The organism is Streptomyces lienomycini, from assembly GCF_027947595.1.
GTDB lineage: Bacteria > Actinomycetota > Actinomycetes > Streptomycetales > Streptomycetaceae > Streptomyces > Streptomyces lienomycini.
Map to the genome: position 1 here is coordinate 2,576,572 of NZ_CP116257.1, position 24,081 is coordinate 2,600,652.

General features: G+C 68.3%; 14 protein-coding genes and 3 pseudogenes. 15 read left to right on the forward strand and 2 right to left on the reverse strand.

Annotated features, from left to right (window positions below; genetic code table 11):
• The first annotated feature begins 49 nt into the window (after positions 1-49).
• Both BJ961_RS11675 and rfbB read left to right on the forward strand, forming a co-directional pair.
• Positions 50-1,123 (forward strand): glucose-1-phosphate thymidylyltransferase, encoded by a 1,074-nt coding sequence (locus BJ961_RS11675; RefSeq protein WP_108988837.1) that lies wholly within the window; start codon positions 50-52, stop codon positions 1,121-1,123.
• Between the two features lie 77 nt (positions 1,124-1,200).
• Positions 1,201-2,178, forward strand: a complete 978-nt coding sequence (rfbB, locus tag BJ961_RS11680; protein ID WP_007388235.1) for a dTDP-glucose 4,6-dehydratase — start codon at positions 1,201-1,203, stop codon at positions 2,176-2,178.
• An 18-nt stretch (positions 2,179-2,196) separates the two neighbouring features.
• Here the strand turns inward: rfbB and BJ961_RS11685 are convergent, their stop codons facing one another.
• A complete protein-coding gene (locus BJ961_RS11685) occupies positions 2,197-3,225 on the reverse strand; it encodes a LacI family DNA-binding transcriptional regulator (protein WP_161378187.1) in 1,029 nt (342 codons plus the stop codon).
• Positions 3,226-3,629: 404 nt separating this feature from the next.
• Between BJ961_RS11685 and BJ961_RS11690 the strand changes: the two genes are divergently transcribed.
• From BJ961_RS11690 to BJ961_RS11735, 10 genes and pseudogenes are all read left to right on the forward strand, one after another.
• On the forward strand, positions 3,630-4,904 hold the full coding sequence (locus BJ961_RS11690) for an extracellular solute-binding protein (RefSeq protein ID WP_087788914.1): 1,275 nt from the start codon (positions 3,630-3,632) through the stop codon (positions 4,902-4,904).
• 113 nt (positions 4,905-5,017) lie between these two features.
• The gene (locus BJ961_RS11695; RefSeq protein WP_007388233.1) at positions 5,018-6,025 is read left to right on the forward strand and encodes a carbohydrate ABC transporter permease; all 1,008 of its coding nucleotides are present in this window, start codon (positions 5,018-5,020) and stop codon (positions 6,023-6,025) included.
• A 22-nt stretch (positions 6,026-6,047) separates the two neighbouring features.
• On the forward strand, positions 6,048-6,953 hold the full coding sequence (locus BJ961_RS11700) for a sugar ABC transporter permease (RefSeq protein WP_007388232.1): 906 nt from the start codon (positions 6,048-6,050) through the stop codon (positions 6,951-6,953).
• 76 nt (positions 6,954-7,029) lie between these two features.
• Positions 7,030-8,670 carry a glycoside hydrolase family 13 protein gene (locus BJ961_RS11705; RefSeq protein WP_228956019.1) on the forward strand — a complete coding sequence of 547 codons (1,641 nt, stop codon included), beginning with the start codon at positions 7,030-7,032 and terminating at the stop codon, positions 8,668-8,670.
• Positions 8,667-9,734 carry a LacI family DNA-binding transcriptional regulator gene (locus BJ961_RS11710; protein WP_007388230.1) on the forward strand — a complete coding sequence of 356 codons (1,068 nt, stop codon included), beginning with the start codon at positions 8,667-8,669 and terminating at the stop codon, positions 9,732-9,734. Before BJ961_RS11705 ends, BJ961_RS11710 begins: the two co-directional genes overlap by 4 nt.
• Positions 9,735-10,055: 321 nt before the next feature.
• Complete coding sequence (locus BJ961_RS11715; protein ID WP_007388229.1) at positions 10,056-11,753, forward strand: carbohydrate-binding module family 20 domain-containing protein; 1,698 nt, start codon at positions 10,056-10,058, stop codon at positions 11,751-11,753.
• Positions 11,754-11,866: 113 nt separating this feature from the next.
• Positions 11,867-14,944: pseudogene (locus BJ961_RS11720) on the forward strand (alpha-amylase family glycosyl hydrolase); the annotation flags it as partial.
• A 47-nt stretch (positions 14,945-14,991) separates the two neighbouring features.
• Positions 14,992-20,337, forward strand: a complete 5,346-nt coding sequence (gene pulA, locus BJ961_RS11725) for a pullulanase-type alpha-1,6-glucosidase (RefSeq protein ID WP_271321255.1) — start codon at positions 14,992-14,994, stop codon at positions 20,335-20,337.
• A 244-nt stretch (positions 20,338-20,581) separates the two neighbouring features.
• Positions 20,582-20,890: a PH domain-containing protein gene (locus BJ961_RS11730; protein WP_161378831.1), complete on the forward strand. Its 309-nt coding sequence runs from the start codon at positions 20,582-20,584 to the stop codon at positions 20,888-20,890.
• Positions 20,891-21,268: 378 nt separating this feature from the next.
• Entirely contained in the window at positions 21,269-21,625 is a 357-nt protein-coding gene (locus BJ961_RS11735) for a hypothetical protein (protein WP_161378830.1), read from the forward strand.
• Between the two features lie 60 nt (positions 21,626-21,685).
• Here BJ961_RS11735 and BJ961_RS11740 read toward each other — a convergent pair.
• Positions 21,686-22,878, reverse strand: a protein-coding gene (locus tag BJ961_RS11740) for an IS3 family transposase (RefSeq protein WP_271321256.1) whose coding sequence is annotated in 2 segments (ribosomal slippage) — positions 21,686-22,608 and positions 22,608-22,878 — 1,194 coding nt in all. Because the reading frame shifts where the segments join, the coding sequence is not laid out codon by codon here.
• A 72-nt stretch (positions 22,879-22,950) separates the two neighbouring features.
• Here BJ961_RS11740 and BJ961_RS11745 point away from each other — a divergent pair.
• From BJ961_RS11745 to BJ961_RS11755, 3 genes and pseudogenes are all read left to right on the forward strand, one after another.
• Positions 22,951-23,418 (forward strand): annotated as a pseudogene (locus tag BJ961_RS11745) (DUF6192 family protein); the annotation flags it as partial.
• A 2-nt stretch (positions 23,419-23,420) separates the two neighbouring features.
• The gene (locus tag BJ961_RS11750; RefSeq protein ID WP_161377943.1) at positions 23,421-23,840 is read left to right on the forward strand and encodes a RacP protein; all 420 of its coding nucleotides are present in this window, start codon (positions 23,421-23,423) and stop codon (positions 23,838-23,840) included.
• Positions 23,841-23,934: 94 nt separating this feature from the next.
• Positions 23,935-24,057 (forward strand): annotated as a pseudogene (locus BJ961_RS11755) (transposase); the annotation flags it as partial.
• Positions 24,058-24,081: the final 24 nt, after the last annotated feature.

Genomic DNA, 24,081 nt, shown 5'->3' on the forward strand with positions numbered 1-24,081 from the left:
AGTCAGTGCGACCGCACTCACCGCAAGTACCGCCCCGCCGGAGGTCCGTGTGAAGGCCCTGCTCCTGGCGGGCGGGACGGGTAGCAGACTGCGTCCCTTCACCCACACCGGTGCCAAGCAGCTGATGCCGATAGCCAACCGGCCGGTTCTCTCCTACGCGCTCGACGCGCTGGCGGCCGCCGGAATCGCCGAGACGGGCATCGTCGTCGGCTCCCACGAGAGGGAGATCCGCCGGGTGGTCGGAGACGGCTCGGCCTTCGGCCTGCGGGTCACCTACCTGCGCCAGCACCGCCCCCTGGGCCTCGCCCATGCGGTGCGGATCGCCCGCGACTTCCTGGGTGACGACGACTTCCTCCTCTACCTCGGTGACAACTACCTGCCCGAAGGGGTCACCGGTTTCCTGCGGCGAGCCCGGACCGAACGGGCGGCGGCCCGGCTGCTGTTGACGCGGGTCGCCGACCCGACCGCCTTCGGTGTGGCCGAAGTCGAGGGAGGTGACGAAGGCAGGGTGCTGCGGCTGGAGGAGAAGCCCGAACACCCGCGCAGCGATCTGGCCCTCGTGGGCGTCTACGCCTTCACCGCCGCCGTGCACGAGGCGGTCCGGTCCATCTCCCCCTCCGCCCGCGGGGAACTGGAGATCACCCATGCCGTCCAGTGGATGATCGACCAGGGGCTCCCGGTGCGCGCGGAGACCACGGCGGCGCCCTGGCGGGACACCGGCAGCGTCGACGACATGCTTGAGGTCAACCGGCACGTCCTGGACACCGTGACCGGAGGCATCGAGGGCAAGGTCGACGCCGAGAGCACGGTACGCGGACGGGTCCTCGTCGCCGAGGGAGCCGTGGTGCGGGGCTCACGGATCACAGGTCCGGCGATCATCGGCGCCGGAACAGTGGTCACCGACTCCATGATCGGGCCCTATACCGCGGTCGGTGAGGACTGCCGCATCGAGGACAGCGCGATCGCCCACTCGGTGCTGCTGCCCGGGGCACGGATCGCGGGCGCCCCACGCATCGAGGACTCCCTCATAGGCCGCGGCGCGGTCGTCGTGGCGTCCCCGCGGCTGTCGCGCTCGCACAGGCTCGTCATCGGGGACGACAGCAGGGTCCACCTCACTTCGTGACAGCCTGCCGGCCGGAACGCACCGATGCGCCCCGCCACCGTCGACGACCACTCCAAGGACAAGGTGCACACGACCTCATGACCCGACGCATCCTCGTCACCGGCGGAGCCGGCTTCATCGGCTCCGCATACGTTCGTGCCCTGCTGGGGCCGGCCGGGCCACCGGGCATCGAGGTGACCGTGCTCGACGCCCTCACTTACGCCGGCAGCCTCACCCGCCTGGAATCCGTCACCGGCGACCCTCGGCTGTCCTTCGTACACGGCGACGTGCTGGATGCCCGTTCGGTGGAGCGGCTCGCCGCTCAACACGAGGACATCGTGCACTTCGCGGCCGAGTCCCACGTCGACCGGTCGATCGCCTCCGGCGCGGCCTTCACCCGCACCAACGTCATGGGCACCCAGACTCTCCTCGACGCCGTGCTCCGACAGGGCACCCGCACCTTCGTCCAGGTCTCCACCGACGAGGTGTACGGCGACCTGCCGGCCGGCGCCGCCACGGAGGACTCCCCGCTGAGCCCCAACTCGCCCTACGCGGCGTCCAAGGCCGCCGCCGACCACGTGGCACTGGCTCATCACCGCACGCACGGCCTGGACGTCCGGGTGACACGCTGTTCGAACAACTTCGGTGCCTACCAGCATCCCGAGAAGCTGATCCCGCGCTTTGTGGCGGCGCTGTTCAGCGGCGGTAAGGTCCCGGTCTACGGGGACGGGCTGCAGGTGCGGGACTGGCTGTCGGTCGACGACCACGTGCGGGGCATCGAACTCGTCCGCACGGCGGGCCGCGCCGGTCGCGTCTACAACATCGGTGGCGGTACCTCACTGACCAACCTCGACCTGACTCACCGGCTGCTCGAACTGTGCGGTGCGGGCCCCGACCGCATTGAGCACGTGGAGGACCGCAAGGGGCACGACCGCCGCTACGCGGTGGACCACACGCGTATCACCCAGGAACTCGGCTACCGACCGTCCGGCGACTTCGAGCGGGCGCTCACGCGGACCGTGGCCTGGTACCGCGAGCACCCGCACTGGTGGCGACCGCTGTACGAGGCAGCCTGACCGGTTCCCCGGGAAGGATCAGCGGGGGCGGGTGATGGGCGCCGCGGTGGTCGAGCCGCGTACCACGAGCTCGGGCATGAACATGAACTCGGTGTGGGGCGCGGGGGTTCCGCCGATCTCCTCGAGAACCGCGCGGACGGCGGCCTGGCCCATGGCGTGCACCGGCTGACGGATGGTGGTGAGGGGCGGGTCGGTGAAAGCGATCAGCGGAGAATCGTCGAAGCCGACCACGGAGACGTCCTGGGGGACCCGGCAGCCGGCTTGGCGGGCGGCTCGGATGGCGCCCAGCGCCATCATGTCGCTGGCGCAGACGATGGCGGTGCAACCTTGCGCAAGGAGCGCGGTACCCGCTGCCTGGCCGCCCTCCATGGTGAAGAGGGAGTGCTGCACAAGCTCCTCGCCCTGTTCCTCACTCAGGCCCAGATACCCGGACATCCCGGCCAGGAAGCCCGCGATCTTGCGTTGCACCGGGACGAACCGGCGCGGGCCGACGGCGAGGCCGATCCGCGTGTGGCCGAGCGAGGCGAGGTGCTGCACGGCCAGGCGCGTCGCGGCATGGTCGTCGGTGGATACGAAAGGGGACTCGATGTGCGCCGAGAACCCGTTGACGAGCACGAACGGTATGCCCTGACCGCGGAGTTGGTCGTACCTCTGGGTGTCGGCGGTGGTGTCGGCGTGCAGCCCTGAGACATAGATGATGCCGGAAACGCTGCGTTCCACCAGCATCTCGGTGAGTTCGTCCTCGGTCGAGCCGCCCGGAGTCTGGGTGGCGAGGACCGGCGTGTATCCCTGGCGTGTGAGCGCCTGGCCGATGACCTGGGCGAGCGCGGGGAAAATGGGATTGTCCAGCTCGGGGGTGATCAGGCCCACCAGGCCGGCGCTTCGGGTGCGCAACCGCGGCGGTCGCTCGTACCCGAGTACGTCGAGTGCCGCCATGACGGACTCGCGGGTGCCGGTGGCCACTCCTGGCTTGCCGTTGAGCACGCGGCTGACGGTGGCTTCACTGACTCCCGCCTGGGCTGCGATGTCGGAGAGCCGCGCGGTCATGGACAGGGACTCTACCCGTTACCAGGGGGAAAGCCCACCAGCACCGGACGGCCACCGTGATGGTGTAGCCGGTGTCCTTGCGGAAGACCTTGCAGCCCCGTGCGGCACGAAGAGGGAAGCTGTTGGGCGGACCGGGCCCATCATCATCTGTTTTGCGGTGATTCGCGCCACTGCGTCTCAAGGATGCGTGCCACGTCAAGTATTCCGTCGGCAACCGATGGGATACGAAGAAGTAACGATGGGCAGTTCTTGCAGAAAATTCGCGCAACGTCTTTCGCCAGTCTTTCTCCACTGTTACGTTCACGTCGCCCGGTGGCCGCGACGGCTCAGTCGGCAAGTCGGCCAGAGGTACGGACGGGACCGTTCCTCGCCCACTCACGGGCCTTCACCCTCTAGGAGATCTCATGCGGCGTGGCATAGTGACCACCGCGGTGGTGGCGTCCCTCGCACTCGCGGCGACGGCCTGCGGCGGAAGCGATGACGGGGGCAAGGCCTCCGGCCCCGTGACCATCACATGGTGGGACACGTCGAACGCCACCAACGAGGCGCCCACGTACAAGGCCCTGATCAAGGACTTCGAGAAGGCCAACCCGGACGTCAAGGTCAAATACGTCAACGTCCCCTTCGACCAGGCCCAGAACAAGTTCGACACGGCGGCCGGCGCCAGCGGCGCACCCGACGTGATTCGTGCCGAGGTCGGCTGGACCCCGGCCTTCGCGAAGAAGAGCTACCTGCTGCCGCTCGACGGCACCGTGGCGCTCGACGAGCAGGACAAGTTCCAGCCGAACCTGATGAAGCAGGCCCAGTACGAGGGCAAGACGTACGGTGTTCCGCTGCTCACCGACACGCTCGCGCTCGTGTACAACAAGGAGCTCTTCGAGAAGGCGGGCATCAGCGAGGCGCCCAAGACCTGGGACGAGCTGAAGAAGGCCGCCGCCACCATCAAGGACAAGACCGGCGTCGACGGGTTCTTCGGTTCCGAGAAGGGCTACTACCTCGAGCCGTTCCTCCTGGGCGAGGGCACCGACACGGTCGACGCCGAGGCCAAGAAGATCACGGTGAACTCCGCCAAGGGACAGAAGGCGGCCGAGACCTGGCTGAGCCTGTTCAACGGCAAGGGCCTGCACAAGGCGGACGTCACGGCCGACTCGTACGCGCACCGCCAGGACGCGTTCGTCAACGGCAAGGTCGCCATGACCATCGAGGGTCCCTGGGAGATCACGAACTTCTACAAGGGCACCGCGTTCAAGGACAAGAACAACCTCGGTGTCGCCACCGTCCCGGCCGGTTCCACCGGCAAGGCGGCCGCTCCGACGGGCGGCCACAACCTGTCCGTCTACGCCGGATCCGACAAGGCCCACCAGGACGCGGCCCTGCAGTTCGTCAAGTGGATGACCTCCGCGAAGACGCAGGAGCAGATCGCCCTGAAGAACTCGACGCTGCCCACGCGCTCGGACGCGTACACCGAGAAGGTGACCGCCGACCCCGGCCTCGCCGGATTCCAGAAGGTGCTCTCCGCCGCCCAGCCGCGGCCCGAGCTGCCCGAGTACAGCTCGCTGTGGGGGCCGCTCGACCAGGAGCTGCCCAAGGCGGCCAGTGGCAAGGAGAGCCTCGACGCAGTCCTGTCCTCCGTCGAGGTCCAGTACGGCAAGCTCCTGCCCGACGGCTTCAGCAAGTGACGCGCTGATCGAGCGCTCCCCGATCAGGTGCCGCGGCCCCGCCCCAACAGCCCGCCCCGCGTGGCGGGCCGCGGCACCCGTTACACCCGCCCCAGACCAGAAGGTGTTTCCTCATGACTGTCGCCGTGGAGCGCCCGGCCGCACCCAGTGGTGACGACCGCGGCCGGCGTCCGGGCCTCATCACCCGTCTCAAGAGCGGCTACCAGAAGCACTGGTACGCCTACGCGATGATCGCCCCGGTCGTTGTCGTGCTCGCCGTCATCGTGCTGTATCCGCTGGTCCGGGGCTTCTATCTGACGCTGACGGACGCCACGAGCCTCAACTCCGCCCGCACCATCGGCGTCAACCACATCGACGCCACCTACAAGTTCATCGGCCTCGACAACTACGCCGACATCCTGTGGGGACCGACGGCGTACGACCGCTTCTGGTCCCACTTCATCTGGACCATCGTCTGGACGGCCGCCTGCGTCGCGCTGCACTACGGTCTCGGTCTCGGCCTGGCCCTGCTGCTCAACCAGAAGGGGCTGCGCGGCCGCACCGCCTACCGGATGATGCTCATCCTGCCGTGGGCCGTGCCGACGTTCGTCACCGTCTTCGCCTGGCGCTTCATGCTCGCCGATGCCGGCGTCGTCAACACGACGCTCGACGCGCTCGGGATGCCCTCGCCGGCCTGGCTGGAGGATCCGCTCTTCCAGCAGATCGCCGCCATCATGGTCAACACCTGGTGCGGTGTGCCCTTCATGATGGTCTCGCTCCTCGGCGGCCTGCAGTCGATCGACTCGACGCTGTACGAAGCAGCGGAGATGGACGGCGCGAACGCCTGGCAGCAGTTCCGCAACGTGACCCTGCCCGGGCTCAGGTCGGTCAGCTCCACGGTCGTGCTGCTCGGCGTGATCTGGACGTTCAACCAGTTCGCGATCATCTTCCTGCTCTTCGGCAACACCGCGCCGGACGCGCAGATCCTGGTCACCTGGGCCTACTACCTCGGCTTCGGACAGACTCCGCGCGACTACGCCCAGTCCGCGACGTACGGCGTCCTGCTGCTGTCCCTCCTCATCGTGTTCACCTCCGTCTACCGCCGCTGGCTGAACCGCAACGACGTGCAAGCCGCCATCTGACGCCGCAGGAGCAGCCACCATCATGAGCACCCAGACCCTTTCCACCTCACCGGCCCTGGACCCGGTCGAGACGTCCGTGCCGCGCAACGCTCCGCGCCGTGGCCGGCGCAGCCGCGGGGTTTCGGTGGCCACGCACGCCGTGCTGGTCGTCGCGAGCCTCGTCGCGCTGTTCCCGATCGGCTGGCTGGTGTTCCTCTCGCTCGGCCCGGGCAAGGACGACTACCTCCACCCCTCCCGCATCCTCGACACCGCGACCCTGAGCAACTACTCGTTCGTGCTCGAGCACACCAACTTCCTCAAGTGGCTGGGCAATACGCTCATCGTGTCCCTCGGCACCACCGTGATCGGGGTACTCGTGGCGGCGACCAGCGGGTACGCCGTCTCACGGATGCGTTTCCCGGGCTACAAGAAGTTCATGTGGGTCCTGCTGATCACGCAGATGTTCCCCATCGCGGTCCTGATGGTCCCGATGTACGTGATCCTCTCGGACCTCCGCCTCATCGACACCTACGCGGCGCTCATCCTGGTCTATCTCACGACCGCGGTGCCGTACTGCGCCTGGCTGATGAAGGGCTACTTCGACACGATCCCCGTCGAGATCGACGAGGCCGGCCGGGTCGACGGGCTCTCGCCGTTCGGCACGTTCTTCCGTCTGATCCTGCCACTGGCCCGCCCGGGCCTGGCCGTCGCTGGGTTCTACACCATGATCACGGCCTGGAGCGAGGTCGCGTTCGCCACCACGTTCATGCTCGACGACCAGAAGTACACCCTCGCCGTCGGCCTGCAGAGCTTCGTCAGCGAGCACGACGCGCAGCGTCAGTACATGGCCGCGACGGCCGTACTGATCGCCATCCCGATCTCCGCAGTCTTCTACCTCGTTCAGAAGAACCTGGTGACCGGTCTGACAGCCGGTGGCACCAAGGGCTGAGAACCCGCCCGCACCACTGACCCGTTGTCCGGCCCCTCACGTCTCAAGGGACATCATGAGCCAGTACCCGACCGACATGGCACCTGCCCGCGTCACCTCCACCCGCGAAGCCGCGGACTGGTGGCGAGACGCCGTCATCTACCAGGTCTACCCGCGCAGCTTCGCCGACAGCAACGGCGACGGCACCGGTGATCTCGAAGGCATCAGGCAGCGCCTCCCGTATCTGCGCGATCTTGGCGTGGACGCGGTCTGGCTGAGCCCGTTCTACGCCTCTCCGCAGGCGGACGGCGGCTACGACGTCGCCGACTACCGTGCCGTCGACCCCATGTTCGGCACTCTGCTGGACGCCGACGCGCTGATCCGCGACGCCCACGCCCTGGACCTGCGCATCATCGTCGACCTGGTGCCGAACCACTCCTCGGACCAGCACGAGTGGTTCAGGCGCGCGGTCGCCGAGGGGCCCGGGTCGCCGCTGCGGGAGCGCTACCACTTCCGCCCCGGCAAGGGAGAGAACGGGGAACTGCCGCCCAACGACTGGGAGTCCATCTTCGGTGGCCCCGCCTGGACCCGGCTGCCGGACGGCGAGTGGTACCTGCACCTCTTCGCGCCCGAGCAGCCCGACCTCAACTGGGAACACCCCGCCGTCGCCGACGAGTTCCGCTCGATCCTGCGGTTCTGGCTGGACATGGGCGTCGACGGCTTCCGCATCGATGTCGCCCACGGCATGGTCAAGGCCGAGGGCCTGCCCGACCTCGGCGGAAGCGACCAGCTCAAGCTGCTCGGCACCGACGTCATGCCGTTCTTCGACCAGGACGGTGTCCACGACATCTACCGCGCCTGGCGCCTCATCCTCAACGAGTACGACCGGGACAGGATCTTCGTCGCCGAGGCATGGACCCCGACCGTCGAGCGCACCGCCAACTACGTCCGTCCGGACGAACTGCACCAGGCCTTCAACTTCCAGTACCTGGGCGCACCCTGGGACGCCGCCGAACTCCGCGCGATCATCGACAGCTCCCTCGACGCCATGCGCCCGGTCGGCGCCCCGGCGACCTGGGTGCTGTCCAACCACGACGTCACCCGGCACGCCACCCGGTACGCCAACCCGCCCGGCCTCGGCACGCAGATCCGCACTCCCGGTGACCGCGCGCTGGGCCTGCGTCGTGCCCGCGCCGCGACGCTGCTGATGCTCGCGCTGCCCGGCTCCGCCTACATCTACCAGGGCGAGGAACTCGGCCTGCCCGACGTCACCGACCTGCCCGACGAACTGCGCCAGGACCCGTCCTTCTTCCGGGCCCAGGGCCAGGACGGCTTCCGCGACGGCTGCCGGGTGCCGATCCCGTGGACCCGCGAGGGCTCCTCATACGGTTTCGGCGCCGGCGGCAGCTGGCTGCCGCAGCCGGCGGGCTGGGGCGAGCTGAGCGTCGAGGCGCAGACCGGCGTCGCCGGCTCCACTCTCGAGCTGTACCGCACCGCCCTCGCCGTGCGCCGCGAGCAGCCGGGCCTCGGCGCCGGCACCGACGTGGTCTGGCACGACGACGCCCCGACCGGAACCCTGAGGTTCGACCGGCCCGGCTTCGCGTGCACCGTCAATACGACGGGGAGCGCGGTCCGCATCGCGGCACCCGGCCGCGTACTGCTCGCATCGAGCCCGGTCAGGGCAAGCGGCGACGAGTTCGAACTGCCCGCCGACACGGCCGTCTGGTGGGAGGTATGACGGCCTTGCGGCCGCTTCGCGCAACCGAGACCGGCACGCTGCGCCTCCACGACATCGCGGCCCAGGCGGCGGTGAGTGAAGCCACCGTCAGCCGGGTGCTCAACGGCAAGCCCGGCGTCGCCTCCGGTACCCGGCAGAAGGTCCTCGCCGCGCTCGACGTGCTCGGCTACGAGCGGCCGACACGGCTGCGCCGGCGCAGCGCCGGACTCATCGGGTTGGTCATCCCCGAGCTGACCAACCCGATCTTCCCCGCGTTCGCCCAGGTCATCGAGCAGGTCCTCGCGGGATACGGGTACACCCCGGTGTTGTGCACCCAGATGCCGGGCGGGGCGACCGAGGACGAACTGGTCGAACAGCTGGAGGAGCGCGGTGTCAACGGCATCGTGTTCCTTTCCGGGCTGCACGCGGACACCACGGCGGACGCGTTGCGCTACGCCCGGCTCGCCGAGCGGAAGGTGCCGTTCGTCCTCATCAACGGGTTCAACGAACACGTCAACGCGCCGTTCGTGTCCCCGGACGACCGCTCGGCGGCGCGAATGGCCGTGCGTCACCTCGTGGATCTCGGACACGAGCGCATCGGCCTGGCCGTCGGGCCGACCCGTTTCGTACCGTCCCGGCGCAAGGCGGAGGGCTTCGTGGCCGCGCTGCACTCCTTCCTCGGTACTCCCGGTGACGAGGCCGGAAGACTGATCCAGCGCACGCTGTTCAGTGTCGAGGGCGGCCATGCGGCCGCCGGCGCGCTGCTCGACCAGGGCTGCACCGGCATCGTCTGCGGCAGCGATCCGATGGCGCTCGGCGTCATCCGGGCGGTGCGCGAGCGAGGCCTCGACGTGCCGCGGGACGTGTCGGTGATCGGGTTCGACGACTCACCGCTGATCCCGTTCACCGATCCACCGCTGACCACGGTGCGCCAGCCCGTACAGGCCATGGCGACCGCGGCGGTGGGAGCGCTCCTGGAAGAGATCGGCGGTACGCCGGTCCAGCGGACGGAGTACGTGTTCCAGCCCGAGCTGGTGGTGCGGGGCTCTACGGCGCAGGTGGCGCGGAGCCAGGCGCACGCCTAGATCCGTGAACGGGGCCGGTGTGTACCGCTCCGGTCCGGGCCGGGCGCGTGTGGCCCGGTGCGGACCGGGCCACCGGCACCGGACCGGAAGCGTGGTTGAAGGTAACACCGTCGGAACTCTTGCGTAAGTCCTTGCAAGAAGAATTCCCCATTGAATGCGGCGGTTTGGCGAGAGTGGGGTCGAAGGGGTTGACCATGAAGGCGCCTCCCCATACGGTCGGCCCGCAACCATTTGCAGCAAGATTCATCGATGCGATGGTTGACTCCATCCCCCCACCAACCCCACGGGCATGGCGCGTTGCCCTTCGACTCAGGAGGAACCATGGCCAGAAAGTCCGTGGCTGCCGCACTCGCCGTCGTGGCGGGAGCCGCTGCCGCCGTCACGGTCCCGGCCCCGGCGCAGGCCGCGCCGGTCGGAGACAAGGACGTCACCGCGGTGATGTTCGAGTGGAACTTCGCATCGGTTGCCAAGGAGTGCACCGACACGCTCGGCCCCGCCGGCTACGGCTACGTCCAGGTCTCACCGCCCAACGAGCGGGTGCAGGGCAGCCAGTGGTGGACCGCCTACCAGCCCGTCAGCTACAAGATCGCCACCCGGCTCGGTGACCGCGCCGCGTTCAAGAGCATGGTCGAGACCTGTCACGCGGCCGGAGTGAAGGTCGTGGCCGACACAGTCATCAACCACATGGCCAACTCCTCCGGCACGGGTACCGGCGGCTCCACGTACAGCAAGTACGACTACCCGGGCACCTACTCCGGCGCGGACATGGACGACTGCCGCACCGACATCACCGATTACCGGGACCGCTGGAACGTCCAGCACTGCGAGATGGGCAGTCTGCCCGACCTCGACACCGGCGAGGAGTACGTCCGAAAGACCATCGCAGGTTACCTGAACGACCTGCTCTCCCTGGGCGTCGACGGATTCCGCGTCGACGCCGCCAAGCACATCGCCGTCGACGATCTCAAGGACATCAAGTCGCGGCTCACCGACCCGAACGCGTACATGAAGCTGGAAACGATCGGAGCCCCGGGGGAGGCCGTGCAGCCCAGTGAGTACCTGGGCGTCGGCGACCCGCAGGAGTTCACGTACGCCTATGATCTCAAGCGGGTCTTCAGCGGCGAGAAGCTCGCGTACCTGAAGAACTTCGGGGAGGACTGGGGGTACCTGCCGAGCGACAAGGCGTCCGTGTTCGTGACCAACCACGACACCGAACGCAACGGCCGGACGCTCACCTACAAGGACGGCGCCACGTACACGCTCGCCCAGGTCTTCTCGCTGGCCTGGCCGTACGGTGCTCCGGACGTGCACTCCGGCTACTCCTTCACCGACACGGCGGCGGGCGGCCCCAACGGCGGCCAGGTGAACGCCTGCTACACCGACGGCTGGAAGTGCCAGCACGCCTGGCGCGAGGTCGCGAGCATGGTCGCCTGGCGCAACACCGCCCACGGCGAGGCCGTGACGGACTGGTGGGACAACGGGAACAACCAGATCGCCTTCGGCCGCGGATCCAAGGCGTACGTCGCCATCAACCACGAGGGCGGATCGCTGACCCGCACGTTCCAGACCTCCCTGCCCGCCGGTGACTACTGCGACGTGCAGAGCGGCAAGGGCGTCACGGTGAACTCCGCCGGCCAGTTCACGGCCACGCTCGGGGCGAACACCGCGCTGGCCCTGCACGTCGGTGCCAAGACCTGTGGTGGCGGCAGCACCGACCCCGAGCCGGCCGCCGGCGCCTCGTTCCGCGTGAACGCCACGACCAGCTGGGGCGAGAACATCTACGTCACTGGCGACAACACCCGGCTCGGCGACTGGAACCCCGACAACGCACTCAAGCTCGACCCGGCCGCCTACCCGGTCTGGAAGCTCGACGTCAGCCTCCCGGCCGGGACCTCCTTCGAGTACAAGTACCTGCGCAAGGACGCGAACGGCAAGGTCACCTGGGAGAGCGGCGCGAACCGCACCGCGACCGTCTCGTCGTCAGGCACCGTCGTGCTCGGCGACACCTGGCGCGACTGAACACCCGCACCTCCACGACCCACGGCCGCCCGGTGCCGCGCCTCGCCGCAGGCGCCGGGCGGCCGGACGTGCCCCGGATCCCAACCGACCGCACAGACGAGGAGCACACACGCGTGACCGGCTCTCTGCGAAGATCCGTTCTCACCACGGCGCTGGCGACCGTTCTGGCCACGGCCCTGCCCGCACCCGCGCACGCGGCGTCCGCACCCACGGCACCCGCGCCCCCACCCGACGCATGGCTGGCAGCGCAGCCCGCACGCCCTTCAGTGAGCAGGGAACAGTTCTACCTCCTCATGCCGGACCGCTTCGCGAACGCAGACCCGTCCAACGACCGGGGAGGCCTCAGCGGCGACCGCTACAGCACGGGCTACGATCCGACGGACAAGAATTTCTACCAGGGCGGCGACCTCAAGGGCATCGCGCGCAGGCTCGACTACATCAAGGGACTGGGCACCACCGCGATCTGGCTCACGCCGGTGTTCCGCAACAAGACGGTGCTGGAACGGGGCGGCAAGAAGACCGCCTCCTATCATGGCTACGCCGTCACCGACTTCACCAGCGTCGACCCGCACTTCGGTTCGGAACGCGATCTCACCGACCTCATCTCCAAGGCCCATGCCAAGGGTATGAAGGTCTACTTCGACGTCATCACCAATCACACCGCCGACACCGTCGACTACGCGGAGAAGAAGTACGGCTACCGGAGCAAGGGCGCCTACCCGTACCTGGACGCGTCGGGCCGGCCCTTCGACGACGCCGAGGCCATGTCGAAGGTCGACCGGGACTCCTTCCCGTACACGCCGGAGAACACCGGCGAGATGGTTCCCGAGTGGCTGAACGACCCGACGATGTACCACAACCGCGGCGACTCGACCTTCGCCGGCGAGAGCGCGCTGTACGGCGACTTCTACGGCTTGGACGATCTGTGGACCGAGCGGCCCGAGGTCGTCCAGGGCATGGAGAAGATCTACGAGAAGTGGGTCGACGACTTCGACGTCGACGGTTTCCGCGTGGACACCGCCAAGAACGTCAACATGGAATTCTGGACGCAGTGGGCCACGGCACTCGACGCCTACGCCGCGAAGAAGGGCCGTGAGGACTTCTTCTTGTTCGCCGAGGCGTTCTCCGCCGACCCGGCCATCACCGCTCCCTACCTCACCGAGGGCCGCCTCGACGGAACTCTCGACTTCCCGCTCCAGTCCGCCATCCGCAACTATGCCTCACGAGGCGGCCCCGCCGGTGACCTGGCCACCGTCTTCGCGCAGGACTACCGGTACACCACGGACAAGACGAACGCGTACAGCCAGGTCACGTTTCTCGGCAGCCATGACATGGGCCGCATCGGCTTCTTCCTGAAGTCCGATCATCCGGGGGCCGGGGACGCGGAACTGTTGCGGCGGGACAGGCTGGCGCACGAGTTGATGTTCCTGTCGCGGGGCAACCCGGTGATCTACTCCGGTGACGAGCAGGGCTTCACCGGCGCCGGGGACGACGTCTACGGTCGTCAGTCGATGTTCGCGTCGAAGGTGGCGGACTACCTGGACGACGACGAGATCGGTACGGAGCGTACGCATGCGAGTGACGCGTATGACGTGCGGCATCCGCTGTACCGGTCGATCGCGGCGTTGTCGAAGCTGCGCAAGGCGAATCCGGCGTTGGCGGACGGGGTGCAGAAGGAGCTGTACGCGGGGGATTCCGTGTACGCGTTCTCGCGTACGGGGGGTGGCCGGGAGTATGTCGTCGCGGTCAACAACGCGAGTGCGGCGAAGACGGTCGAGCTGCCGGTGGAGAGTCGTGGGTCGGGCAAGTTCCGTGTCTTGTACGGCGGTTCGGGCAGGGTGCGGGCGAAGGATGGACGCATCGAGGTGACGGTGCCGGCTTTGTCGTCGGTGGTGCTGCGTGCGCAGAACAAGCTGAAGCGGCCGTCGGTGCGGCCGTCGGTGTCGCTGCAGGCGCCGGAGGCGGGTGCCACGGGCACGGTGACGATCTCGGCGGATCCGGGGCGGACGGCGGGTGCGCGGGTCGTCCTGGCCGCCCAGGTGGGCAACGGCAGATGGCAGACTCTCGGTTCCGCCGACCACGCTCCGTACAAGTTCACGCAGAAGATCCCCGACTCGGTGGCAGCCGGGACGCCTCTGCGCTACAAGGCCGTGGTGGTCGACCGTGCCGGCCGCACCGCGAGCACACTCGCCGACACCGTGACGGGGCAGCCACCGACGCCGAAGAAGCCGACGGCCGAACGCCGCCACGTCGTCGTGCACTACCACCGCGCCGACGGCGACTACGCCGGCCTGACGCTGCACACCGCGAACGGGACCACCGCCGACTTCTCGGGACGGGACGCCTACGGAGCGTTCGCATGGCTCAGCCCCGCGGAGGGGACCGGGAAGATCCGATTCACGGTCGAGCGTGACGGTAAACCCGAAGGCGCCGAGCGTGTCGTGGACGTCGCCGCGGCCGGTGAGGTATGGACGAAGGAGAACGCGGACCTCGTGGACGCCGTCCGTCCCGCGGACGCCTATCCACCTCAGGACACGACGAAGGCCGTCCTCCACTACCACCGTCCGGACGGCGACTACGCCGGCTGGGGCTTGCACACCTGGACCGGAGCCGCGAACCCGTCCGAGTGGAACGAACCGATCCAGCCGGTACGCCGCGACGCCTACGGTCTCGTATTCGAAGTGCCTCTCAAAGCGGGTGCGCCTTCCCTGAGCTACGTCTTCCACAAGAAGGAAGAAAAGGACGTCCCGGCCGACGAGGCACTTGTCTTCTCCTTGTACGGCCACGAGGTGTGGCGCGTCGCGGGCGAGGCGCCCTATCTGACGCCGTCCCTCGGCGGTGCCTTCCCGATGGATCTCGATCCCGCGGCCTCCGCGGCCACTTGGATCGACGAGAACACCGTCGTGTGGCACGGCACCGGCACGGGCGTCGCCGCCCAGCAACTCGTCTACGCCGCGGACGGGGGTCTGACTCTGCGGGACGGCGTCCTGTCCGACGAAGGGCAGTGGCTACGTCTCGTCCCCACCGAGCTGAGCGCGGCTCAGCAGGCGGCGCACCCCGAACTCGCCGACACCACGGCGTTCTCCATCGACCCGCGCGACCGCGACCGCATCCCCGAAGCACGCCGGGCCAAGCAGCTCATCGCCACCCAACGTTCCGACAACGGAGCTCTGTTGGGTGCAACGAGCGTGACAGCACTGTTCTCCACGCCCCAGCAGGTCCAGAAGGGTTCGACCAGGTGAACCGCAGACATGGCGCGCACGGCGCCTCACGGAAGGCGGCCGCCGCAGCGGTCGCGGCGGCGCTGCTCGGCGCAGCGCTGCACACTGCCACGCCGGCTTCGGCGGCCCCGACACCGCCCAAGCCGCCCTCCGACGCGAAACTGGCCGCGGAGCCCGCACGCCATGATGTGACCCGCGAACAGTTCTACTTCGTCCTGCCCGACCGGTTCGCGAACGGGGACCGGTCCAACGACAGGGGAGGTCTCACCGGCAGCCGCTCGGTGACCGGATTCGACCCCACGGACAAGGGCTTCTACCAGGGCGGCGACCTCAAGGGTCTGACCCGGAAGCTCGACTACATCAAGGGCCTGGGCACCACCGCGATATGGATGGCGCCGATCTTCAAGAACAAACCGGTCCAGGGCAACGGCGAGAGCGCCGGATATCACGGCTACTGGATCACCGACTTCACCCGGGTCGACCCGCACTTCGGCACCAACCAGGACCTGAAGAACCTCGTCTCCAAGGCCCATGCCAAGGGTATGAAGGTCTACTTCGACGTCATCACCAACCACACCGCCGACGTCCTCACCAACACCGAGAAGAAGTACGGCTACCGGAGCAAGGGCGCCTACCCCTACCTCGACACCGAGGGCCGTCCGTTCGACGACACCGAGGAGACCGACCGCAAGGTCGACGAGGACTCGTTCCCCTACACGCCCCAGATCCCGGCTGCGGAGAAGACGGCCAAAGTCCCGGCGTGGCTGAACGACCCGACGATGTACCACAACCGCGGCGACTCGACCTTCGTCGGCGAGAGCGGCCTCTACGGCGACCACACCGGCCTGGACGATCTGTGGACCGAGCGGCCCGAGGTCGTCGAGGGCATGGAGAAGATCTACGAGAGGTGGGTCAAGGACTTCGACATCGACGGCTTCCGCGTGGACACCGTCCGCAACGTCGACATGAAGTTCTGGACGCAGTGGGCCACGGCCCTCGACGCCTACGCCGCCAAGCGGGGCCGGGACGACTTCTTCATCTTCGGTGAGACGCTCTCCGCCGACCCGTCCGTCATCGCCCCGTACGTGACCGAGGGCCGCCTCGACGCGACGCTCGACTTCCCGCTCCAGAACGCCATCCGCGGCTACGCCTCGCAGGGCAAGTCGGCCTCCGGCCTGTCGGACGTCTTCGCACAGGACTACCGGTACACCACGGACAAGGCCAACGCATACAACGAGGTCACGTTTCTCGGCAATCACGACATGGGCCGCATCGGCTCCTTCCTGAAGTCCGATCACCCGGGGGCCGGGGACGCGGAACTGTTGCGGCGGGACCGGCTGGCGCACGAGTTGATGTTCCTGTCGCGGGGCAACCCGGTGATCTACTCCGGCGACGAGCAGGGCTTCACCGGCGCCGGCGGGGACAAGGACGCCCGCCAGACGATGTTCGCGTCGAAGGTGACGGACTACCTGGACGACGACGAGATCGGTACGGAGCGTACGCATGCGAGTGACGCGTATGACGTGCGGCATCCGCTGTACCGGTCGATCGCGGCGTTGTCGAAGCTGCGCAAGGCGAATCCGGCGTTGGCGGACGGGGTGCAGAAGGAGCTGTACGCGAAGGATTCCGTGTACGCGTTCTCGCGTACGGGGGGTGGCCGGGAGTATGTCGTCGCGGTCAACAACGCGAGTGCGGCGAAGACGGTCGAGCTGCCGGTGGAGAGTCGTGGGTCGGGCAAGTTCCGGTTCCTGTACGGCGGTTCGGGCAAGGTGCGGGCGAAGGACGGGCGCATCGAGGTGACGGTGCCGGCTTTGTCGTCGGTGGTGCTGCGTGCGCAGAACAAGCTGAAGCGGCCGTCGGTGCGGCCGTCGGTGTCGCTGCAGGCGCCGGAGGCGGGTGCCACGGGCACGGTGACGATCTCGGCGGATCCGGGGCGGACGGCGGGTGCGCGGGTCGTCCTGGCCGCCCAGGTGGGCAACGGCAGATGGCAGACTCTCGGTTCCGCCGACCACGCTCCGTACAAGTTCACGCAGAAGATCCCCGACTCGGTGGCAGCCGGGACGCCTCTGCGCTACAAGGCCGTGGTGGTCGACCGTGCCGGCCGCACCGCGAGCACACTCGCCGACACCGTGACGGGGCAGGTACCGACACCGAAGAAGCCGAGCGCCGTGGACCGCGCACACGCAGTCGTGCACTACAAGCGGGCGAACGGCGACTACGACAACGTCCTGCTCAAGTCCGGGGACACGGAAGCACGCTTCGTCGGCCGGGACGCCTACGGTGCCTTCGCCTGGGTGAGGGTTCCGGAGGGATCGGACTCGGTGACGTACACGATCGAGGACTCCGGCACGGCGGAGGGCGGCGAGCGCACCATCGACCTGGCGCAGACCGGTGAGGTCTGGGTCGAGCAGGGCAAGGAGGGCCAGGCGACCACCAAGCCGGACGGGGTGTACCCGTCCCCGGACAAGACGAAGGCGGTCATCCACGTCCACCGCTCCGACGGTGACTACGACGGATGGGGCCTGCACACCTGGACCGGCTCCGCCAAGGAGACGGACTGGACGAAGCCACTGCAGCCCGTCGGCAAGGATGCATACGGGGTCACCTTCGAGGTGCCGCTGTCCGACGGCGCGACCTCACTGAGCTACATCCTGCACAAGGGCGACGAGAAGGACATCCCCAGCGACCGGTCCCTGGACCTGGCCGTGTACGGCAACGAAGTCTGGCTGAACGCGGGGGAGAGCGGCTACTTGCTGCCCTCGGTCGGCTCGGCCCCGGACCTCGACATCACCAAGGCCCAGGCGCAGTGGATCGACACCGACACCGTTGCCCTGCCGCCCTCCATGAACGTCAAGGCCGCCGCGTCGACCCAGTTGGTGTACTCCCGCGACGGCGGCATCACCGTCGACGACGGTGCGCTCAGCAGCGAGGGGCGCTGGCTGAGGCTGCTGCCCGCGCAGCTCACCGAGTCCCAGAAAGCCGCGTATCCCCACCTGAAGGCGTACACGGCGTTCACGGTCGACCCACGTGACCGGGACCGAGTGCGTGACGCGCTCTTCGGGCAGCTCATCCTGACCCAACGCCTCGCGAACGGTGCTCTGGCCACCGCGACCGGCGTCCAGATCCAGGGTGTCCTCGACGACGTGTACGCGGGGAAGGCGAAACGGACGGTGTTCGGGCCGGTGTTCAAGGGCCGCACCGCGGCCTTGACGGTCTGGGCACCGACGGCTCACAAGGTGTCCCTCGAACTCGACGGCAGAACCATCCCCATGCGCCGTGACGACGCGAGCGGTGCTTGGTCGGTGACCGGCCCCGCAGCCGCCTGGCGAGGCAAGGAGTACCGGTACGCGGTGACTGTGTGGGCACCCAGTGTCCAGAAGGTCGTCACCAACAAGGTCACCGACCCGTACTCCCTCGCCCTGTCCACCGACTCCGAGCGCAGCCTCGTCGTCGACCTGGACGACCGCTCCCTCGCCCCGCGCGGCTGGGAGCACTACCGCAAGCCCGAGGCGGTGCCGCTCAGGGACGCCCAGATCCAGGAGCTGCACATCCGCGACTTCTCCGTCGCCGACCCGACCGCCGACGCGGACCACCGGGGCACCTACCTCGCCTTCACCGACGAGAAGAGCGACGGCTCGAAGCACCTGCGCGAGCTGGCCGAGGCCGGTACCTCCTACGTGCACCTGCTGCCCGCCTTCGACATCGCCACCATCCCCGAGAGGAAGTCCGAGCGGACGACGCCCGACTGCGACCTCGCCGCCCTCCCGGCCGACTCCGAGAAGCAGCAGGAGTGCGTGACGAAGGCCGCCGCCAAGGACGCCTTCAACTGGGGTTACGACCCGTACCACTACACGGTCCCCGAGGGCTCCTACGCCACCGATCCGGACGGCACCGAGCGCACCGTCGAGTTCCGCAAGATGGTCAAGGCCCTCAACGAGGACGGCCTGCGCGTCGTCATGGACGTCGTCTACAACCACACGGCCGCGAGCGGCCAGGCGAAGACCAGCGTCCTCGACCGGATCGTGCCCGGCTACTACCAGCGGCTGCTGGCCGACGGCTCGGTGGCCAACAGCACCTGCTGCGCCAACACGGCCACCGAGAACGCCATGATGGGCAAGCTGGTCGTCGACTCGGTCGTCACCTGGGCCAAGGAGTACAAGGTCGACGGCTTCCGCTTCGACCTCATGGGCCACCACCCCAAGGCCAACATCCTCGCGGTCCGCAAGGCGCTGGACGAGCTGACGCTCAAGAAGGACGGCGTCGACGGCAAGAAGATCATCCTGTACGGCGAGGGCTGGAACTTCGGCGAGGTCGCCGACGACGCCCGCTTCGTCCAGGCCACCCAGAAGAACATGGCCGGCACCGGCGTCGCCACCTTCTCCGACCGGGCCCGCGACGCCGTGCGCGGCGGCGGCCCCTTCGACGAGGACCCCGGCGTGCAGGGCTTCGCCTCCGGCCTCTACACCGACCCCAACTCCTCGAAGGCCAACGGCACCGAGGCCGAGCAGAAGGCCCGCCTCCTGCACTACCAGGACCTGATCAAGGTCGGCCTGACCGGCAACCTCGCCGACTACGCCTTCACCGACACCGACGGCAAGGAGGTCAAGGGCTCCGAGGTCGACTACAACGGCGCCCCCGCCGGATACGCGGCGGCACCCGGCGACGCCCTCGCCTACGCCGACGCGCACGACAACGAGTCCCTCTTCGACGCGCTGACCTTCAAGCTGCCGAAGGACACCTCCGCCGACGACCGGGCCCGCATGCAGGTCCTCGCCATGGCGACCGCCGCCCTCTCGCAGGGCCCGGCGCTCTCCCAGGCGGGCACCGACCTGCTGCGCTCCAAGTCACTGGACCGCAACTCCTACGACAGCGGCGACTGGTTCAACGCCCTGCACTGGAACTGCGCCGACGGCAACGGCTTCGGCCGGGGGCTGCCACCGGCCGCGGACAACCAGGACAAGTGGCCGTACGCCAAGCCCCTGCTGAGCGACGTCCAGGTCGGCTGCCCGCAGATCAACGGCGCCTCGGCGGCCTACCGGGACCTGCTGAGGATCCGCAGCGGCGAGAAGGACTTCTCGCTCGCCACGGCCGCGCAGGTGCAGTCCCGGCTCTCCTTCCCGCTCTCCGGCAAGGACGAGACACCCGGGGTGATCACCATGAGCCTCGGCGACCTCGTCGTCGTCTTCAACGCCACGCCCGAGAAGCAGGAACAGCGCGTCGGCGCGGCGGCCGGGACCGGCTACCGGCTGCACCCGGTGCAGGCGGCGGGCGCGGACCCGGTGGTGAAGGAGTCGGCCTACGCGGCGAAGACCGGCACCTTCACCGTGCCGGCCCGCACCGTCGCGGTCTTCACCGACAAGTGATGACAGAGGCGTCGCCGGAGACAGAGGGCGACACGTGACACAGGACTCTGCCCTGTTTGTTGCCGGATCCCGGCAACAAACAGGGCATTGTTCCGTGTGCCCTGGAAGCCCTTCCGGCCCACGACTTTGATGCCTCGGTAGCGGCGGCAGATGTCCTCACTCCGGTCAGACCTGACGACCGTCGGCACCTGCATCGCGCCGCGAATCAGGAGGGACACCGCCCTCCTCCCGCGGCGCGAGCACGATGTCGAGACGCCATACCGCCCACCCGGCCCGGATCGGCGAATACTTCACCGTGTGGAGCGGGTTCTTCCTCCGCAACGTGACCACGGTCTGCCCCGCCCACCGCGTGCAGTCCGTCAGCACCCGTCAAGGTCCGTGGCAGCGCAGGCTTGACCTGGCGAGCGTCTACGCCCATCTGCCCGGCGGCGGCAGCGTACCCGCCGCGCATCGCACCACGAGTGAGGCTGCTGACCTCGCCACTCGCCTCTACCGGACATTGATGGACGAAGCCGAGGCACCCCACAGCAAGAACGCCGATTCACGCGGGTGACAACACGACAGGCCCGTCCCGCCCACCGCTGGCGGGACGGGCCGCACCGCATTGCCCCATAGCGGCCCGCACGGACCTGACTCGCCTGCCGACGAGAAGCAGCGACGCCACGTCCCGGCCCCGCTGGTGCCGTCTCTCTCACAGGCGGCTTCTTCCACCGGCTCGCCACCATTGTTCCGGCTCGTGCCAACCCCCTGTCCAGGATCCAGCCAGCCTTGGCCGGCCTCAGGCCCTCTGCTCTCGGCACCCCGGCCCGCGCTCCGCACCGGTACTTCCCGGCAGTTGCGCGGCTTGGTCCCACCCAGAGCAGTGTCCGACCGCAAGCACTGAGCGGGACAACCGCAAGAGCAACAGAACCCGAAACGGAAGTTGGCCACTATGGGGAACACCTCAAAGCCCGGAAGCGTCGTTGCCCGTGAAATCGACCATGACCCCTTCGAGGTGGACGGAGAGCAGTACCTCGTCCAGGAACTGCTCTGGAACGGCATCGACGGCCGTTCCTACGATCTGGTGCGCCGCCGTGACGGCCAGATCCTCACCGAAGACGAATCGTTTGACGGGTATCCCACCGACGCGCAGATCGCCCTGGTGCTCGAAAAGCACGGTGTCGACGTCGAGCTGGAGACCTGCAAGTTCTGCCGGAAGGAGATCCTTCTGGCCACCGCGCGTCGGCACGACAACGGATGGGTGGGTAATGCCTGCTGTTGGGACGATCGGTTGCACATGACGGCCTGATCCCCAGCTTCCCGCCACGGGTGAGCTGTCCCGAGTTTCGTAGAGTCCGCGGATCTTGTTTCAGGCGGACTGTGGGGTGGCTTCCTGTTGTCGCCACCAGTCGCGTTCGTACTCGGCGGGAGGTACGTAGTCGAGGGCGGAGTGAAGCCGTTCCTCGTTGTACCAGGTCACCCACTGGAAGATCGCCCGCTCGACCTGGTCGACGTTCCGCCACGGTCCTTGCATCTCGATCAGCTCGGCCTTGAAGGTGCCGTTCAGCGCCTCGGCCATCGCGTTGTCGTAGCTGTCCGCGACCGAGCCGACCGAGGCTGAAGCCCCGATCTCGGCGAGCCGGTCGGTATACCGAATTGATACGTATTGCGACCCGCGGTCGCTGTGGTGGATGAGGCCGGAGTCCTTCTTGATCCTCCGTCTCCACAACGCCATTTCCAGTGCGTCCAGGGGAAGTTCGGTCCGCATGTGGTTCGCGACCTGCCAGCCGACGATCATCCGCGAGTACACGTCCAGGACGAACGCCACGTACGCCCACCCAGACCAGGTGCGGACATAGGTCATGTCCGCCACCCACAGCTGATCCGGCCGCGAGGCGGTGAAGTCGCGGTCGACCAGGTCCGGCGGTCGGGGCGCCGACGGCTCCGGCACGGTAGTCCTCCGGCGTTGACCACGGATGACGCCCTCCAGGCCCAGCTCGTCCATCAGCCGCTCGACGGTGCAGCGGGCCACCTGCACACCTTTGCGCTTGAGCGCGCGGGTGATCCGGCGGACGCCGTAGGTGCCGCCGGACTCGGCATGGACCTGTTCGATCAGCGGCATGAGCTGCTCGTCGCGCAGCCGGCGGGCCGACTTCGGCCGCTTCTTGCGCGCGTAGTACGCCGACTCGGACAGCCCCAGCACCCGGCAGGCGAACCCGACCCCGAGGCCCTTGTCCCTGAGGTGCTCGATCACCTGGTCGGCCTCGTCCGGGGACGGTCGAGTTCCGCCGCAAAAAACGCGCTTGCGGCCTTCAGAATCTCGTTCGCCCGCCTCAACTCCGCGTTCTCCCGGCGGAGCTGCCTCAATTCTTCCTGCTCGGCGGTGGTCAGCCGGTCGTCGCGTTCACCGGTGTCCGCCTCGGCTTGACGGACCCAGCCGCGCAGGGCCTCCTTGTGGATGCCCAGGTCCTTCGCGACATGCGCGATCGGACGGCCGGTGGTGCGGACTTCGCGGACGGCCCGCTCGCGGAGCTCGTCCGGGTACTTACGTGGTGCTGGCACTGCTCGTGGTTCTCCTTCGGGCCAGGATCATAAGCCTGGCTTCAAGGACTCCACGAATCCGGGGGCATCTCAGTGGCAGCCAAGGTCTCCGACCAGGACAAGGTCCGGGTGGTGGAGGAGTTCACCCGAGACGAGCACGTCGCCACCCAGGTGACCACCGGTCTGCTGCGTCGGCCCGAGGTCGCGTTCAAGGCGATGAGCGACGACACCGCCCGCCACCAGGTCAATCACGCCCAGGTCGAGCGGGGCCGGCAGGCCCGCGAGCACTTCGAGGACACCAGCCCGGTCGCGCCGGCGGTCCGCCACATCGACCGGACGGTGGAGTTCCTGGACCTGGTCACCGCCTGCCACTCGTTCGTGGCCGCGGCCGGCCGGGCGGTCCCCGGCCTGCGCGATCGCACCCTGGGCGAGGACGAACGCACGATCGTCCACGAGAACGTGGCCAAGGTGCGGGCGACGCTCGACTGGATCGAGACCGCCGTCGACACCGGCAAGGTCGACATGGACAGCGAGCTGGCCCGCATGCTGCGGGGCGAGTAGTCGTGCCTCGCGCCTCACGGCGCAAGGGCGATGCCGCCCGGCGGCACGCGGACACCATCCGGTTCGTCCTGTTCGAGGCCAGGCCCGCCGGTCTGCTGATGCACCAGCTGATCCGGGCCAGCGGGTTGTCGGACAGCCAGGTCAGATCGGGGCTTGCGGCCCTGCGGGACGAAGCGGCGTCCAAGGGCTGGCCGCCGCTGATCTGGACCCGGGCCGACGGCTATCAGCTCGGCGCCGAACGGGCCGCGCTGGAGGCATACGAACGGGCGGTGGTCAGGGAGAAGCTGACCCAGTTCCGCCGGTTCATCACCGGCACCGTCGCCCCGCATGCCGCGGCCCATCCGAACGACAAGTGGGTCAAGCACATCGTCGCCCAGCTCAACTCCATCGAGTCCACCCTCGACCTCATCGCCAGCGCCTGACCGATCCCGCGGGGGCCGACCGGCGAAGCCGGTCGGCCCCCGCCGCACGTCAGTGACGGGAGGAGAAGTGCGTCACCGCCGATATCCCTCGGACATGACGGACGACGAATGGACACTGATCGAACCGCTGCTGCCGCAGCCGGCCTGCGACACCGCCCGCGGCGGGCGGCCGGAGAAGCATCCCCGGCGGGAGATCGTCGACGCGATCCGATACGTCGTGGACACCGGCCAATGCCGTTGC